Below are 16517 nucleotides of genomic sequence, written 5' to 3' on the forward strand. Positions count from 1 at the left end.
TGCCCCTGCCCGCTCGCCGCGACACGACGATTCGGAAAAAATCGGGTTCCCGGACCCCTCCCGCTGGCGTGGGGCGCCCTCAATCACGAGTGCCCCGCACGGGAGGGATTCGGTCCCGTGCGCGCCGTCGAGAACGGCTATCATGGATTTCAGCGTACCGTCGGCCGACGCGCGTGGGGGAGGGGGCTGTGAGCGACCTGGAGTACCGGTTCGATGTGGTGGTGGTGGGCGCGGGGCACGCGGGCACGGAAGCGGCAATGGCCGCCGCCCGGCTCGGGCTCCGCACGTGCCTGCTGAGCATGAACGCCGACGCGGTGGCGCAGATGAGCTGCAACCCGGCGATCGGCGGGGTCGCCAAGGGGCAGATCGTCCGCGAGATCGACGCGCTCGGCGGGGTGATGGGGAAGTGCATCGATGCCAGCGGCATCCAGTTCCGGGTGCTTAACGCGTCCAAAGGGCCGGCGATGCACTCGCCCCGCGCCCAGGCCGACAAGAAGCTCTACCAGTTCACGATGAAGCGGTGGGTGGAGGACCAGGAGAACCTCACCCTTCGACAGGAACTTGTAGAAGGGCTGCTGCTCGAGCCGCACGCGGACTCCGCTTCGCCCGCCACGCGCCGCGTCGTCGGGGTGGTGGCGCGCGGCGACACCCGGTACCTTGCCCCCGCGGTCATCCTCACGACCGGCACGTTCCTCAAAGCGATCATGCACACCGGGGAGGCGAAGACCGTCGGCGGGCGCGCCGGCGACGCCTCGGCCGAAGGGATGAGTGCTAGCCTCGCGGACGCCGGGTTCGAACTCGCCCGCTTCAAGACCGGCACGCCCTGCCGGCTTAACGGCCGCACCATCGATTTCTCGAAGTGCCAGGAGCAGCCCGGCGACCCGGTCCCGCGCCCGTTCAGCTTCAGTACGGAGAAGATCACGGTTCCGCAGGTGGTTTGCCATTCGACGGAAACCACGGCGGCGGTTCACGACCTGATCCGCGCGAACCTCCACCGCGCCCCCATGTATAGTGGGCAGATTTGTGGCCGCGGGCCGCGCTACTGCCCCTCGATAGAGGACAAGGTGGTGCGGTTCGCGGACAAGGACTCACACCTCCTCTTTCTGGAGCCCGAGGGCCTGAACACCCGCGAGTACTACTGCAACGGGATCAGCACCAGCCTGCCCAAGGACGTGCAGGCCGCGATGCTGAAACTGATCCCCGGCTTGGAGAACGCAGAAGTGATGCGTTGGGGGTACGCGGTCGAGTACGATTACGCCCCGCCCACGCAGCTCCACCCGACGCTCGAAACGAAGCCGGTCGCGGGGCTGTACTTCGCCGGCCAGATCAACGGCACCACCGGTTACGAGGAGGCGGCGGCGCAGGGGCTCGTGGCGGGTCTGAACGCCGCCCTCAAGCTCAAGGGCGAGCCGGCGCTGGTCCTGGACCGCAGCGCCGCGTACATCGGCGTGCTCATCGACGACCTCGTGACGAAAGGGGTGGACGAGCCGTACCGGATGTTCACCTCCCGGGCCGAGTACCGGCTGCTGTTGCGGCACGACAACGCCGACCGGCGCCTCACCCCGCTCGGCCGGAAGGTCGGGTCCGTGGGCGTCGCCGACTGGGCGCGGTTCGAGCGGAAGGAGAAGGGCATTTCCGATCTGCAGGGCGTGCTAAGGTCCACTAAGAGCGGCGGCGACTCGCTGGCGACCTGGGTGCGCCGCACCGAGGTGGAGTGGAGCGAGGTGGTCGCCCGGTGCCCGGCCCTGGCAGAGTGGGACGCCCGCCCGGACGTGGTCGAGCAGGTGGTTCTGGAAGCCAAGTACAGCGGGTACATCGACCGGCAAGCCGCAGAGGTGGAGCGGTTCCAGCGGCTGGAGAACCGGCGCATTCCGGACGCGTTCGACTACGCCCGGGTCGGACAGCTCCGGCACGAGGCCCGTGAGAAGCTGAGTCGCATTCGGCCCGTCAGCTTGGGCCAGGCGAGCCGCATCAGCGGCATCACCCCGGCCGACCTCGCAATGCTGTTGCTTTATCTGGATTGAGCCGTTATGGGCCGCTTGCCCGTTGGGGAGAAGCCGGGTAACCGGTGAAACCCGCGGGGTCGGTCGCGGAGGCACGCTCTGGGCGTCCGTCACAGCCGGACGAGTTCCCGCCCTCCTGTGGGAGAAAGCGGGTAAAGCGGTCGGGCTACGGTAGCTACGGAGACGATGAGTTCCGCGACCGAGTCGGCAGGAGCCCGGGGCTGGAAGAAGTTTGCGGCGCGGTTCGCGCGGGTGGAGCTTGGGCGGCGCGCTCTGGGCGCCTTGTGTCGGTGACGCGGGCGGGATTCGGGCCGGCTGGGCAAATCGCCTGGTCGTCGTGAAGTTCGCACCGTTGATCGGACAGGGGGCCGGGGTATGATGGGGTGAGGCAGTTGAGGCCGCTCCGATCTATGCCACCGCCACTGTCGCTTCACCCCGGACTGGTCCGCTGTTTTGCCTCTCCGCCGCAGCACTCGCCTCTTGTTGAGGCGCCGCGCGGTGCCGGATGTGTCCTGCGTGAGTCACGGACGAATTGTTTCGGTCCGCCGCTCGGCTCGGTCGTTTCGGCCGTGCGCGGATCTCCCCCATGCGAGCCGGCTGAGCCGGCCAGGTGGATGCGCGTATGAAGACGGTGTTCACGACCGGCGAAGCGGCCAAGATTTGCAAGGTCTCCCAGCAGACCATCATCCGCTGCTTCGACAACGGCCAGCTCAAGGGGTTCCGCGTTCCGGGTAGCAAGTTCCGGCGCATCCCCCGCGAGGCGCTGTACAAGTTCATGAAGGACAACGGCATCCCGACGGACGCCCTGGAGAGCGGCAAGCGCAAGGTGCTGCTGGTGGACGACGAGCCGGAACTGGTCCAGGTCGTCAACGACGCGCTCCAGGCCGACGGCCGGTTCGAGGTGCGGATCGCGTCCAACGGGTTCGACGCCGGGATGATGGTGAAGGACTACCGCCCGGACCTCATCATCCTGGACGTGATGCTGCCCGACATCAACGGCAAAGAAGTGTGCCACCGGGTCCGCGCCGACGCCTCAATGGAGGACGTGCGCATCATCTGCATCTCCGGCATGATCGAAGAGGACAAGGTGCAAGAGCTGAAACTCGCCGGGGCCGACGACTTCCTGCCGAAGCCGTTCGACGTGGACCATCTGATCGAGAAGATGTGCGCTCAACTGGACATCGAGACCGGGGTGTTGGCTTAATTCGGAAAGCGGCGCGGGGGTTCGGAATTCAAAACGCAACACGCCCCTCCGGTTTGTTGCCGTTCGTTCCGACTTCCGAACTCTGCGTTTTGTGTGTGGAGGACTTCCAGTGCCAGGGAAGGCGGTGGGCCGGGCCGCGGCAGCGTTGCCGTGGCTGTGCCCGAACACGGACGGTCTGATCCGGCTCGCGGAGGCGCCCGCCGGCCTCGCGCGACCGTTTTCGGCTGATCCCGTGGCCGCTGACGTGGCCTTGGTGCTGTTCCTCCTTCGGTTCGTGCCGCCATCGGTCGCGCCGGCCGAGAGCCTGTTCTGCCCATCCGCACTGTCTGCGGCGTCGCTGCCGTCAACCGCGTCCGCCCACCTGCAAGCGGTTCCCGGGGCGTGGGTCGATCCGGAGTGCGAAGTTGCCAAACGGTGTCGGGCCTTCGCCCGCGCCGCCGCCGCTTTCGCGCGTCGCCTTGCCGAACACACCCGCCGCGCATGTGCGGAGCGCGCAGCCGCGCTCGCGGCGCTGGCCCCGCTGGGCTGGGTCGCCGTTGCGGCCGTTGATCCCGGGGCGGCCCGCGAACCGCTGCACGATCCCGATGCGCCGGCCGCGTCAGCGACACAAGCCGCCATCTGGGGGCTCGACCAAGGAGCCGTCACCCGGCGGCTCGCGAACCGCTGGCGGCTCCCCGATTGGGTCGCGAGCGTACTCGGGAACTTCAACCTGCCGATCGCCGCCGCCCGGGCGCTGGTTCCCGATCTCGGCTTGTTTCTGCTCGCGCAGTTCGCGGCGCTCGAAACGGAACGCCGGCTCGGTTCGCTCGGGTTGACCGAGGGCGCCGGGCGGGCGGAACTTCTCGCGGAACTCAAACTCACCGACGCCGTTGTCGAAGAGTTGTGGCCGGCGGCCCCACCGGCCGAGGCGCCCGCGCCTGTGCTGGACCCGAACCCGCACAAGGTGCCGCTGGTCGTTAACCTGCTCAAAATGGCCAGCGAGAGCCGCCGGCGGAACGGGGCGGCGCTCGTCGCCCGCCTCGAAGAGCGGCTCGACGATCTGCACCGCGCTGTTGCCCAGGTCGGGGGCGAGGCCGACGCCCGTGCCCGGGACGCGAAGCTCCGGGCGCTGGCCGAACTCGCCGCGGGCGCGGGGCACGAGATCAACAACCCACTCGCGGTCATCTCGGGGCACGCACAGCGCCTGTACCGCACCGAGCCCGATCCGGACCGCGGCGAGGCCCTTCAGTCCGTCATACGCCAGACGCAACGGATCACGGGAATCGTGCGCGATCTCATGCAGTTCGCGCGGCCGCCCCAGCCCCATCCGCACCGGCTCGCCGCCGGTGACCTGCTCGGGCTGGTGCGGGACGAACTCGCCCCGCTCGCGACCGAGAAGAACGTCCGCATGGAACTCGCGGCCGTGTCCGGCGACTCGTTCGTTCGGGCCGATCGCGCTCAGATCAAGCACGCCCTCGCCGCCGTCGCTCGCAACGGTATTGAGGCCGCCGGGAGCGGCGGTTGGGTCCGTCTTTCGTGTACGGAACGTGACGACGAGTTCGTTGCCTTCGTCGTTGAAGATAGCGGCCCCGGGCTGGGCGCGGCTGCCCTCGAACACGCCTTCGATCCTTTCTACTGCGGGCGCTCCGCCGGGCGCGGGCGCGGGCTGGGGTTGCCGACCGCCTGGCAGTTCGCGAAGCAGAACGGTGGCGATGTGCGATACGAGTCGGGCACCGGTCCGACCCGGTTCGTGGTCACCGTTCCCCGCTCCGTTACGCTCGAATTCCTCGACCGCCAGTCGGCGTGAGCCGCCGTTCTCTCAAACCCGTTCCGTTCTCCGGCTGCGAAACAAATCTGTTCAGTTACTCCCAACCCGCGCCGTTACGCGCCGTGTGCCACCGGTTTCGAAGATGGCACACTTCAGCCGTGCGGAGGCAACTGCTGTGAGCAGGTGTCGGCGCACATGAGCCGGGCGTCGAGCGCCGCGCGGCTGGTATCCGAAGTAGTCAGTCGCTGAGTAGCGACTGGTGGTCATTTGCCACGCCCGTAGCCATAAATTGCCCACTGAGCCACATCTCGGATGCACCTGCATCCGGATGTCATCATTTCACGCCGTAAGAAGGACCCACTCCGCGCGCCGACCGATGCCGAGCGACAGAAGCTGACGGCGGTGAGCGGCCCGCGTACGGCCCCGACGGTGCGAGTGGCCCGCGCGGTCATGATTCTGGTAGTCGCAAATGGTTCCGAGTACCAGAATGCGGTCCGGGCCGTCGGCCGCCGAAGTGGGGATGCGGTGTCCCACCTGGTGGCGCGGTTCAACCGGGAAGTTGGCGACTCTGGACCCGCGGCACGGGGGCGGCCGCACGCCGACGTACGGCGCGACCACTCGGGATCGGATCGTGCGTGAGGTGACCCGCACCACAAGCCCCGAGGCCGATGGCGCGGCGGTGTGGTCCCTGGCGCCCTTGCGCCGGGTGCTCCGGGCCGCTCCCGACGGATTGGCCAAGGTATCCACGTTCACCATCCGGCGGTCAGCCACGGCATGTCTCGCTCCATTCGGTGCCACGGGTGACGACCGCAAGCGCTTTTTCGGACTGCACAGGTCGGGTTTCGTTTAAGGTCAAGGGGAGACGCCCGAGTCAGCCCCGGGCGGGGGCGTCCCGTCCCGTTCGCGGACCGCTACCGTGCCGAACCGTCGGCGCAGGAGGTATTGTTTCGAAGCATTTCCGTCATCCGGGCACTTCTGGGAATCGCAGCCACTACCCAACAACGTCTTCGGCACCGATTTTTGTTCGCAGGAGCGAACCGCACGTGCGAGCCGAATTTGTTACAAGTTCTACTACTACTCCGTTACTTCGCCACAACTAATTAAATTGTCGCGATTTATGGCGAGCTACACCTACAGGTCCGTGCCCCCGCAACGGGTTCAAATCCCAGCAATTCTGGCTAGTCCGTTCACGAGAGCAGCAAACATTCCGCCTTGGCAGTGAGCATTCCATTTGACTCAAGTCCAGATCCTACAAGATGTTCCGTCAAGGTTCATTCCGGAGGCGTGTGCATAACACGTTGTAAAATAAGCAGTTGTGGCGAGGTAACGGAGTAGTACTACCACCAACGCACATTACCGCATGGCGATCGAACACCGTTGGAACCGTTTTTGCTTTTGCGCAAGGACTGCACACCGGTTTCGAGGACGTGATTCATGGGTAGCGATGCCCCAGCAAAGTAGCAGCGAATTGCCAGTTGGGCGGTAGCGAGTGTCCAGTCCTCGCCCCGTCGGCTCCCCCCCCGGCACGGGATCGGACTGTAACCCCTCAACTTGTACCACATTTTGGGGTTGACACGAGGTAGATGCGCGGTTGTGCGGTCCCTCTCATTCCTTCGGAGGGTCCGGTCCTGACTCCCACCGCCGCGCCGAGCTTCGGCCAGACCCACTTCTCGGGCCTCGATTTGGGTGACGCGCGGGTGAACCGGCGGATCATCGACTTGGCCGACATCCTCGTCGCCCGCGAGGCCGAGTCGTGGTCCGCCGCGTTCGCCGACCCGGCCGACGCCCGCGCGCTCCAGAGGATCGTGAACCGGCCCCAGGCCACGCACGCATCCGTTCGGGCCACGCACACCCGCGTGACGCTCGACCGCATGGCTCGGACCGAGGACGTGGTCTTGGTGCTCCACGACACCACCGAGTTGGACTACTCCGGGCGCGCGATCCGGGGTCTGGGTCCCATCGGTAACAGTCACGGGCGCGGGTGGGAGTGCCACAACGCGCGGGCCGCGGTGGCGCGGACCGGTGCCATCCTCGGTCTGGCGAACCAGATCCGGCACCGGCGCGTCGAGCCCGCGGTGACGGCCGCCGAGGGCATGGCCGGGAGGCGAGACCGAGAGAGCCAGCACGGGGGGGGCACGGGGGGGCACGGGGGGGCACGGGGGGGCACGGGGGGGCACGGGGGGACGCGCCGGCGGGCCGCACCTGGGTGCACGTGTGCGACCGGGGCGCCGACACGTTCGAGTTCCTGGAGCAACTCGTGGGTGCGGGCCGGTCGTTCGTGATCCGGTCCAAGTCGAACCGCCGACGCGTGGGGGGCGAGGGGGCAGGCGCGAAGTTGCATGACCACCTGCGGACGTTCCCGGCCCGGGCCGGCTGGTGGGGCCAGGCACGCGAGGGGGCGGGGCGGTCCCGGCCCGTGAAGTTGCAGGGGTGTTGGGCTACCGGCACGGTCCCGGCCCCGCGGGGCCGGGGCACGGTGACCGTGCCGGTGGTCCGCGTGTGGGAGGTCGAGATCCCGGCCGGGGATACCGGCGTCGAGTGGTTCCTGCGGACGGACCGGGCGGTGGGGGACATCGCCAGCATGCGGCAGGTGGTGAGCATTTACCAACGGCGCCCGATCATCGAGGAGTACCATAAGGCGCTCAAGACCGGGTGCGGGGTCGAGAACCTTCCACACCGCACCCGGGCCGTCCTGGCGACAGCCGTGGGAATCACGTCGGTGCTGGCCGTGGCCCTGTTGGAACTACGGGACCTGGCCCGGGACCCGGGGCGTCAGGACGACCCGGCCGCGGGCGCGGTCGGGGGGCGCGCGGTGCGGGTGCTGAGCACCTAGCGGTCCGGGGGGCCGCAACCGCACTGGCGGGTTCGGGGGTTCGTGTGGGCGTTGGGGCGACTGGGCGGGCACATGAACCGCCCCAGCGACGGCGTGCCGGGGTCGCAGACCCTCTGGCGCGGCCTTCGGAAGCTCCGGCCCATGATCGCGTACGACATAAAATCCAGACCAACTTGCGGTACAAGTTGAGCCGTTGCACCTGATGCCTACGAGACCCGGACCGAGTCATACCCGTCGATCGGAACTGCTGCGCTCGGCGCGGCGCCCCGACCGACGGGGCGCCGCGCCGAGCAGTACCCATGGCCCGAAAAGGCCAAGCGAAACCGACTGCTACTCGCCCGGTCGAATCAATATCAGTTGAAGGGCTCGCGGCGGGCGCCTCGGCACGCCCGCCGGTGTCTGAGCTGTTACAACGAAGGCGTGGCGGAACACTCCCTACCGTTCGAAATGAGCGCGCCTTCGCGCTCCACTTTAAAACCACGCACTGCGCGGGCAATGGAGCCTCCCGAACTACCATTTTCCTTACGAGATCGAATAGGGTATAAATTCTCAATAAGTTTGATTATTATATTATTGTTAATTTAATAATAAATTCAGTTTAATATTATTAACGTGTATTTTTATTTTGATATAACTTCTGCGTGCCGGTTTTTTTGTGCAACCACAATTCGAAAATTCTCGCAACTCAGCTCTGAGAACAGTGTGCGCCGCGATATCATCCTTACCGACCCCGGCATGTGCATGGCCGGTGGCACGTTGGTCAGACATGAGGTGTTGCATGCTGTCGCTCTTTGGTTTGCGGTCTCACCCGGCGCGCCGCGCGCGCGCCGTCTCGAAGCGCCCGCCCGCGAACCCGCGCGAAAAGTTCCTGCGCCTGAACATGGAGGCCCTTGAGGCCCGCGAGGTGCCGGCGGTGGCGGTCGTGTTGGACTACTCGCGCGACGCGGGTGGGCTGTTCAACAACCCGGAAGCCCGGGCGGTGATGAGCGAGGTGGCGACCGAGTTGGGTAACAGCCTGAACGCGAGCCTCGGCGCCATCAACGCCGCCAACTACCCCGGGCAGTCGTGGGTGGCGTCGTTCCTGGACCCGGCGACCGGCTACACCGCGAGCGTGTCAAACTTGGTCGTCGACGCGAACACGATCCGGGTGTACGTCGGGGGCCGCGCGCTGGATGGTCCCGCGGACACCCTCGCGCTCGCCGGGCCGGGCCAGAGCACCATCCCGCTCCTTGTGGGTCCGTTCCTTCCCGGGTGGGACAACGCCGTGACCACACGCGGCCACAGCGGGTTCGCGCCGTGGGGCGGGAGCATCACGTTCGACAGCTCGGAGGCCTGGCACTTCGGTCAAACCACGGTCGGGCTGGACGCGAACGAAGTCGACTTCTACTCGGTCGCGCTGCACGAACTGGGGCACGTGCTCGGGATCGGGACTACATCTCAGTGGAGCGGTCTGGTTAGTAGTGGCACGTTCACCGGAGCCTATGCCGTTGCGGTCTATGGTGCCCCCGTCCCGCTGGCCCCGGACGGCGGGCACTGGGCGGATGGGATCAAGGTTGGCGGTCTGGGGGCGAACCTGGACCCGACGTTCGACGCGGGCAGCCGGGTGGGCTGGTCCTTGCTGGACGCCGCGGGCTTGCTCGACCTTGGGTGGGGATTGGTTCCGCCCCCGGCACCTGTGTCGCCCGGGACCGCGGATACGGTTTCCAATGGATCCGTGACACTCGTGCTCGACGTACAGGGGGACGTGTACCGCCAGGAAGCCAACGGGTCGCGCACCTTCTTGACGTCGCAGGTCATGCAGATCGCGTCGGGCTCGGGTCAGTTGTTCATCCTGCGCAACGACGGTGCGGTGTTCCGGTACGACGCGGGCGGGTTCGGGCTGACCCTCACCACCGGCATCACCCAGATCGCGTCGGGCTCGGGTCAGTTGTTCATCCTGCGCAACGACGGTGCGGTGTTCCGGTACGACGCGGGCGGGTTCGGGCTGACCCTCACCACCGGCATCACCCAGATCGCGTCGGGCTCGGGCCAGCTGTTCATCCTGCGCAACGACGGTGCGGTGTTCCGGTACGACGGGAGCGGGTTCGGGCTGACCCTCACCACCGGCATCACGCAGATCGCGTCGGGCTCGGGTCAGCTGTTCATCCTGCGCAACGACGGTGCGGTGTTCCGGTACGACGGGAGCGGGTTCGGGCTGACCCTCACCACCGGCATCACGCAGATCGCGTCGGGCTCGGGTCAGCTGTTCATCCTGCGCAACGACGGTGCGGTGTTCCGGTACGACGGGAGCGGGTTCGGGTCGGCCCTCGCCACCGGCATCACCCAGATCGCGTCGGGTGGGGGGCAACTCCACGCTCGTCGTAACGACGGGGCACTGCTGCGGTACAACGGAACGAGTGCGTTCAGCCTAGTAACCTTGACCGGGGTCTCTCAGATCGCTTCGGGCGCGGGCCAGTTCTTCATCCTGCGCAACGACGGAGCGGTATTACGGTACAACGGTTCTACTGGCGGTTATGACAACGTTGCCACGGGCATTGCGCAACTCGCGGGCGTGCAAGGCTTCATCCTGTCGCGTAACGGGAACGTGCTGCGGTACAACGGTTTCACCGGCGGGTTCGACGTCGTCACGAGCAGCGCCACCCATCTCGTAATGGGGCAGGGCATCGCTTTCATCCGCCGCAGTAATGGGGATGTGCTGCGGTACAACGCCTTTACCGGCGCGTTCGATGTCGTCGCGAGCGGGACGGCCGATCTCGCGGTCGGGCAGGATCAGGTCTTCTACCGGAGCACGGCTGGGGCGCTGCACCGGTACAACGGCTTCACCGGTAGTTTCGCGGTGTCGGTCGCGAGCGGCGTAATCGACATCTGGTCGATCGCCGGTCAGTTCTACTACCGCGACACGAGCAATTCGGCGTTCCGGTACAACGCCGGCGTCTACGTCGCGGCTCCGTAACGGTTGAGTCCCGGCGGTGATGTGCCACCGCTAAAGACGTTGTGGGCGCCGCACAGCCGAGCGGTGCCCACAACGTCTGCCGGGAGATCACATTGCATGGCTGACGCGCTAAGATGGTGGGAGTAGGCCCCGCGCGACGGCTTGCACGAGCGACAGCGGGTGTAATTCGGCGAGGTCCGGAACCGACAGCCGGTAGATGTGGTCGCCGTGACTGCGTCGGATGCCGAGTTCGCGGCCGTTGATCACCCACGGAGAGTAACCGAGTGCCAGCTCGCGGTGAGCCGCCGCCCCGTCGAACCCGAGCCGGCATGCATACAGGCCGTGCCGCACTCCTCTGTAAATTAATAACGCCGTATCACCATACCACTCAAGAAACTCTGGGCCGCAGGGAAAGTCCGGGTCGTAAATCTGTAATTCGCAAGACGCCTCCCGTCCATCCCGGTCATTCAGTTGGAAGCAGTATTCGATGTCGTCGTTATTCCACGACGACCAGGATTCAAGAACCGCCCCCGCGCCCGTCAGTCCACTGACCGCGGCTGCCTCGGTCATCACCGTGCGTCCGTTCACCGTGCGCTCGACCAAACGTCCGAGCACGCTCGCCGCCTTCGCGATCCGTTCCCGGTCTGAAGCTTGGGGCACCGCTCGATAGCCGACAACCGCCAGCCACCACGACGGGAACTCGTGCTGGAGCGTCAACATTCGTTCCCGTGCAGTTTGCCGCTCGTCGGACCCAAGCGGCAACTCCGTGAGTCGCGCGCTGAGACGCAGGTATTCGGCCCGCGGGTCGCTACGGTCGTCGAGCCAGTCGGCGTAAACGAGCCGGGCGGTTCGGTCGTCCGGCGCGGCCAACAGGGCGCGAATAAACGGTTCGTCTTCGGCCACGCCGGCGCCCCCGGGAACGGGTTCGGACTTGTATGATAACGCATGTCCGCGGGGCCGAAACCCGCGCCCCGACTTTACGGAACGGATCATGTCGTTGCTGCTGTCCGCCCAGGAACTGAGCAAGAGTTACGGCCCGCGCCCGCTGTTCGACGGCCTCAGTGTCGAGTTGCGCGCCGGCGAGCGGGTCGGGCTCATCGGGCCGAACGGGGCCGGCAAATCGACCCTTCTGAAGATCCTTGCGGGCATCGAAACACCTGACGGCGGCACCCGCACCCTCCGGCGCGGCGTGCGGGTCGGTTACCTGGCACAAGATGACACGTTCGAGCCCGGCGACACCGTACATTCAGTTCTGATGAAGGCTCTCGCGAAGGAAAACCTCGAAGACCACGAGCGAGAAACTCGTACCGCGATCACACTCACGCAGGTTGGGTTCGAGGACTTCGAGGTTCGCGCCGACACGCTCTCCGGCGGGTGGCGGAAGCGGCTCGCGCTCGCTCGGGAGTTGGTTCGCGAGCCGGACCTGCTTCTGATGGACGAGCCGACCAACCACCTCGATTTGCCCGGTGTCGTGTGGCTGGAAAAGCTGCTGCGGGCCGCTCCATTTGGGTACCTCGTCGCCACCCACGACCGGGCGTTCCTCCGCGCCGTCAGCGACGAGATTTTGGAGGTGAGCCGCGTGTACCCGGGTGGGTCGTTCCGGACCGCCGGGAGCTTTGACGACTTCGCCGACAAGCGCGACGCCTTCCTAGAAGCCCAGGCGAAACTGCGCGACGCGGTTGCGAACCAGGTGCGCCGCGAGACCGAATGGCTCGGGCGTAAGGAGTCGGCACAGCGGCGGAAGTCGCGGTCGCGCATCGGCGAGGCGGCGGCCCGGCGCGACGAACTCGCGGAACTGAACTACCGCACCGCCGCGGCCGGTCAGGCCGCGATCGATTTCGCCGGCACCGGCCGGCAAACCAAGAAGCTCATCACCGCGACAGGCATCGGCAAAGCGCTCGGCGGGCGGTCGCTGTTCGGCGGCATCGACCTGATCCTCAGCCCCGGAACCCGGCTCGGGTTGCTCGGCCCGAACGGTAGCGGGAAAAGCACCCTGATGAAGGTGCTCGCCGGCGAACTCGCGCCGGACGCCGGCAGCGTGACACGCGCCGAAGGGCTCCGCGCGGTGATGTTCGAGCAGGGGCGCTCGACGCTCGACCTTTCGCAACCGCTGCGCGTCGCACTCAGTCCCAACAGCGACCAGGTGACGTTCAACGGGCGACAACTACACGTCGGCGGGTGGGCGCAACGGTTCCTGTTCCGCCCCGAGCAACTCGATGTCGAAATCAGCGCGCTGTCCGGCGGCGAGCGGGCACGCGTGCGCATCGCGCAACTGATGCTCAAGCCCGCGGACCTGCTGCTGCTGGACGAACCGACCAACGACCTCGACATCCCCTCGCTCGAAGCGCTTGAGGACAGCCTCGACGAGTTCCCCGGCGCGGTGGTGCTGGTCACCCACGACCGAGACCTGATGGACCGTTTGTGTACCGAGGTGATCGGACTCGATGGGTTCGGCAGGGCCAAGAGTTACGGGAGTGTCGGGCAGTGGCTCTCGGATTACGAGCGCGCGACCGGGGCCGCAAAAGCGCCCGCGGCTGCCACAACGAAGAAGGCCAGCACTCCCGCTCCGTCGAAACCGAAGAAGTTGAGCTTTAAGGAGCAGCAAGAGTTTGACGGAATCGAAGCGGCGATTCTGGCGGCCGAAGAGCGTGTTGCGGGGCGTGAGGCGGAAGTGAGCGCGGCGGGCAATAGCCACGTCGCTCTGACCGCCGCGTGCAAGGCGCTGGAAGAGGCACAAGCTGCGGTGGAGAAGTTGTACACCCGTTGGCAGGAACTCGAAGCGAAGCGATCTGGAACCGCGTGATTGGTTTCGACTGGCACGCCGAGTGCATTTTAAGTGTGCGGGCGGGATGACTAACGCGAACTGAATGGGCGACAGTTTGCGGAAGACCACATCCCGCCCGCTTTTTGTTTCCGCTACGTTTCTAGCCGCAATGGCGCCTCGCAAAATTTGAGCCTGGATAGATTAGGCTACCAATCGATTATCTATCCGATTGCGGATATCTTTTTGGCCTCCGTCTTTGCGGCACAGACATTCCTGTCTGTGCGACCTTCTCACGCCGCGCAGACAGGAGTGCCTGTGCAACAAGAAACAATCGCGACCAACCGGATCGTTAACAATGCGATTGCCGTACTGTTTACGATCTTTACGGTCTCACCAAGCCCGCCGGAACCGCGGGGGCAGTTCGCCCTTGGAGTTTCGTCAGTTCGGTCTGTGCGAGATCGGCGTGGCGTGTGTTCGGGCACAGCGCCATCACCTTCTTCAAGCACGTCGCGGCCTCGGCGCTCTGCCCCTTCTGGGACCACGACTCGGCCAGCGCGAAGTACATCGCCGCGGTGCGGTCGTTCATTTGCTCGCACGCCCGCGCCAACCGCTCGGGGTTACTCTTGACCTCGCCCAGCAGACGGTCCGCGTCCTTCGCCTCCGGCAACTCTGGGTACGCCAGCGCAAGCTGCTCGCACTTCTGCATACAGTCGTAGAGGCGCCCGGCGCGGAAGTCGTCCCGGGCCACAGCGAGTATGTCCCGCGCGATCCGGAGCCGACGCTGTTGAACGACACCGGGCTTATCGGCGAGGTCCGCCAGTGCCACCGCCGCGTCCGCAGCGGTCTGCGTGCCGGCGTAGGTGCGAACGGCCTCGGCCAGGGCGTCCATCGCCTCGGCGGTCTGCCCGAGTTGTTCGAGTTGCTTCGCGCCCGCCAACTTACCGGCGGCGACCCGCTCCACCTCGGTCAGCAGTTGCTTCGCCTTCACCCCCACCGGCTTATCGCCAGCGTCCTTTGTGATGCCCTTCAGGAGCGTCACCGCCCGGGGGTAGTCGCTGGCCGCAAGCGCCTTCGACGCCTCGTTGAAGTCCCGCGCCGCCCAGTCCGTCGTACTCACCGCGGTCAGCGTGCGTTTCATCTGCTCGGCGAGCCGCGCGGTCTCAATGTAACCTTCAATAAAGGCGTGGATTTTGCCGTCGGGTGCGGCCAACACGGTCGTGGGGTAAAGCTGAACTTTCAGGGCTTTCGCGAGTTCGGGCGATTTGGCGGCGTCGAGTTTCAGCGGAACGAAGCCGGACGCGAGCAGCGGCGCGAGGGCCGGGTCCTTGAGCGGCCCGGACTCGAGCTTGCGGCAGTAGAAACAGTTCTCCGTTCCGAAGACGATGAGCAGCGGCAGTCCCTTGTCCTGCGCCTCCTTGCGGGCGGTGTTGTAATCCGTCCACCACGTAATTTGAGGCTGCGCGGCGGGCCTGGCCGGCTGCGCGACCGCCGGAAGTGCGGGCCACAGCGCCGCGGCGGTCACGAGCGGGAACAGGACGCGCATGCGCGTGTCGGGACAATACATGAAGCGAACCCCTGGTGCGTAACGGCACTGCACAAACGCTCCACCGCCGACCGCCGGGCTGGTGCGGGCGCGGCTCATTCAACCGGAAGGGCGTCCTCCCACCCGCGTTCATGCGCGCGGGTGGGCCTTCTGGTAACTCTGCTGGAGGCGCTGAGTGGTCACGTGCGTGTAAACTTGTGTCGTCGCCAAACTCTTATGGCCGAGGAGTTCTTGCACCCCGCGGATGTCGGCCCCGGCATCGAGCATATGTGTTGCGAAGCTGTGCCTCAACGTGTGCGGGCTGGTCCGCGGGTCGAGGCCCGCGACCTTCAGGTGGTGCGACAACAGGCGGCCGACGCTGCGAGTCGTCAGCCGGCCGCCCTTGTTGTTCAAAAACACAGCCTCAGTTTCTTGGCCGGTTCGCGCCAGCAGCGCGGAGCGGTCCTCGTACCAGAGGGTGATCGCCTTCACCGCGTCCGGACCGAGCAACGCGAGCCGCTCCTTCTTTCCCTTGCCGCGAACCGTGATAACACCATCGTTCAAGTCAACGGCCAGAAGGTCCAGCCCGACCAGCTCAGAAACCCGAATGCCGGACGCGTAGAGCGTCTCCAGAACGGCGCGATCGCGCCGCCCCGCCCAATCGGTCGCCGGGGGCGCCGTCAGCAGTTTCTGCACATCCGCCAGCGTCAAAAAGTGGGGGAGCTTCTTGTCCTGCTTCGGGCCGCGGAGGGCCAGCGCCGGGTTCACATCAAGCACGCCCGCGCGGCACAGGTACTTGCTGAACGACCGCACCGCGGCGAGGCGCCGGGCGATCGTACTCTTGGCGTACCCCTGCTCGTGCAGCCAGGAAACGAACGAGCGCACGGTCCGCGTGGTCCAGTCGCCCACCGCGACGTGCCCCTTCTTGGTCCGGTCGCGCACGAACCCCAGCGCCTGGGTGAGGTCCTCGCGGTAAGACTTGACCGTTTTGTCGGAGGAGTTCTTTTCCAGCCCGAGGTGTGTGAGAAAGTCTGCGAGCCCCTGTTCGAGCGTCATCGGTCGGGCCTCCGGGGTGCCGCGGCGCGTGTGATTCCAACGCGAGCCGCAGCGCGATTGTCCGGTCGGGGCCGCCGTGCTCCAACAGCAAACGCCAATATCATTCGTCCAGCAGGTCCGCGGGGTCGGGTTCGGCGGCGGGGTTGCGCACGCGCTCGGTGAGCACCGAAGCGTCGAACCAGTTCAGCGCCACGGCCGGGTCGGCCGCCTTGTCGCGGATGTCGTCGATCAGCTCGTCTTTGCTGTAATCGTCGTAAACGAATATGAACCGCTCGGTCCCTTTGATCAAGGCCAGCACGTTGAGCTCCTGCGTCACGCGACCGTCCTCCGCGCGGTACTTCGCACCGGAGCAACATCGGCCGTAGCCGCAGCCGAACTCAAACCAAATTTGCGCAGCGAGCGCGAAGCCCCGTCTCGTACCGGGACAACCCATACATCCCGCATCATCCGCCCTGC

11 protein-coding genes are annotated in these 16517 nt (G+C 66.2%); 7 read left to right on the plus strand and 4 right to left on the minus strand.

Annotated features, from left to right (window positions below; all coding sequences use genetic code 11):
* Nucleotides 1-188 precede the first annotated feature (188 nt).
* The 6 genes from mnmG (at nt 189) to GobsT_RS23840 (ending at nt 10740) form a co-directional block, all read left to right on the plus strand.
* The gene (mnmG, locus tag GobsT_RS23815) at nt 189-2024 is read left to right on the plus strand and encodes a tRNA uridine-5-carboxymethylaminomethyl(34) synthesis enzyme MnmG (RefSeq protein ID WP_010038811.1); all 1836 of its coding nucleotides are present in this window, start codon (nt 189-191) and stop codon (nt 2022-2024) included.
* Nucleotides 2025-2625: 601 nt separating this feature from the next.
* Nucleotides 2626-3207, plus strand: coding sequence for a response regulator (locus tag GobsT_RS23820; RefSeq protein WP_010038808.1), 582 nt, complete (start codon nt 2626-2628; stop codon nt 3205-3207).
* 109 nt (nt 3208-3316) lie between these two features.
* Nucleotides 3317-4993: a sensor histidine kinase gene (locus tag GobsT_RS23825; protein ID WP_010038805.1), complete on the plus strand. Its 1677-nt coding sequence runs from the start codon at nt 3317-3319 to the stop codon at nt 4991-4993.
* Nucleotides 4994-6537: 1544 nt separating this feature from the next.
* On the plus strand, nt 6538-7236 hold the full coding sequence (locus tag GobsT_RS23830; protein WP_010038797.1) for a transposase DNA-binding-containing protein: 699 nt from the start codon (nt 6538-6540) through the stop codon (nt 7234-7236).
* Complete coding sequence (locus GobsT_RS23835; protein WP_071529272.1) at nt 7167-7787, plus strand: transposase; 621 nt, start codon at nt 7167-7169, stop codon at nt 7785-7787. The genes GobsT_RS23830 and GobsT_RS23835 overlap by 70 nt, the downstream gene beginning before the upstream one ends.
* Before the next feature lie 778 nt (nt 7788-8565).
* Nucleotides 8566-10740 carry a matrixin family metalloprotease gene (locus tag GobsT_RS23840; RefSeq protein ID WP_010047705.1) on the plus strand — a complete coding sequence of 725 codons (2175 nt, stop codon included), beginning with the start codon at nt 8566-8568 and terminating at the stop codon, nt 10738-10740.
* Nucleotides 10741-10848: 108 nt separating this feature from the next.
* Here the strand turns inward: GobsT_RS23840 and GobsT_RS23845 are convergent, their stop codons facing one another.
* Nucleotides 10849-11622 carry a TIGR02996 domain-containing protein gene (locus GobsT_RS23845; RefSeq protein WP_010047703.1) on the minus strand — a complete coding sequence of 258 codons (774 nt, stop codon included), beginning with the start codon at nt 11620-11622 and terminating at the stop codon, nt 10849-10851.
* A gap of 88 nt (nt 11623-11710) precedes the next feature.
* Here GobsT_RS23845 and GobsT_RS23850 point away from each other — a divergent pair, with 88 nt between their 5' ends.
* The gene (locus tag GobsT_RS23850; RefSeq protein WP_010047702.1) at nt 11711-13522 is read left to right on the plus strand and encodes an ABC-F family ATP-binding cassette domain-containing protein; all 1812 of its coding nucleotides are present in this window, start codon (nt 11711-11713) and stop codon (nt 13520-13522) included.
* A gap of 343 nt (nt 13523-13865) precedes the next feature.
* Here GobsT_RS23850 and GobsT_RS23855 read toward each other — a convergent pair whose 3' ends face one another.
* The 3 genes from GobsT_RS23855 to GobsT_RS23865 all read right to left on the minus strand — a co-directional run bounded on the left by GobsT_RS23855 (nt 13866) and on the right by GobsT_RS23865 (nt 16377).
* Complete coding sequence (locus GobsT_RS23855; RefSeq protein WP_010047700.1) at nt 13866-15026, minus strand: thioredoxin family protein; 1161 nt, start codon at nt 15024-15026, stop codon at nt 13866-13868.
* 129 nt (nt 15027-15155) lie between these two features.
* Complete coding sequence (xerC, locus tag GobsT_RS23860) at nt 15156-16061, minus strand: tyrosine recombinase XerC (RefSeq protein WP_010047698.1); 906 nt, start codon at nt 16059-16061, stop codon at nt 15156-15158.
* Nucleotides 16062-16161: 100 nt separating this feature from the next.
* Nucleotides 16162-16377: a hypothetical protein gene (locus tag GobsT_RS23865; protein WP_010047696.1), complete on the minus strand. Its 216-nt coding sequence runs from the start codon at nt 16375-16377 to the stop codon at nt 16162-16164.
* Nucleotides 16378-16517 lie beyond the last annotated feature (140 nt).

Origin of the sequence: Gemmata obscuriglobus (assembly GCF_008065095.1) — a bacterium.
GTDB classification, from domain to species: domain Bacteria; phylum Planctomycetota; class Planctomycetia; order Gemmatales; family Gemmataceae; genus Gemmata; species Gemmata obscuriglobus.

Bases quoted from the DNA above. Each gene is read 5' to 3' on its own strand.
- GobsT_RS23820 (WP_010038808.1), top strand. From the start codon at position 2,626: ATGAAGACGGTGTTCACGACCGGCGAAGCGGCCAAGATTTGCAAGGTC.
- GobsT_RS23830 (WP_010038797.1), top strand. From the start codon at position 6,538: ATGCGCGGTTGTGCGGTCCCTCTCATTCCTTCGGAGGGTCCGGTCCTG.
- GobsT_RS23840 (WP_010047705.1), top strand. From the start codon at position 8,566: ATGCTGTCGCTCTTTGGTTTGCGGTCTCACCCGGCGCGCCGCGCGCGC.
- GobsT_RS23850 (WP_010047702.1), top strand. From the start codon at position 11,711: ATGTCGTTGCTGCTGTCCGCCCAGGAACTGAGCAAGAGTTACGGCCCG.
- GobsT_RS23855 (WP_010047700.1), bottom strand. From the start codon at position 15,026: ATGCGCGTCCTGTTCCCGCTCGTGACCGCCGCGGCGCTGTGGCCCGCA.
- xerC (WP_010047698.1), bottom strand. From the start codon at position 16,061: ATGACGCTCGAACAGGGGCTCGCAGACTTTCTCACACACCTCGGGCTG.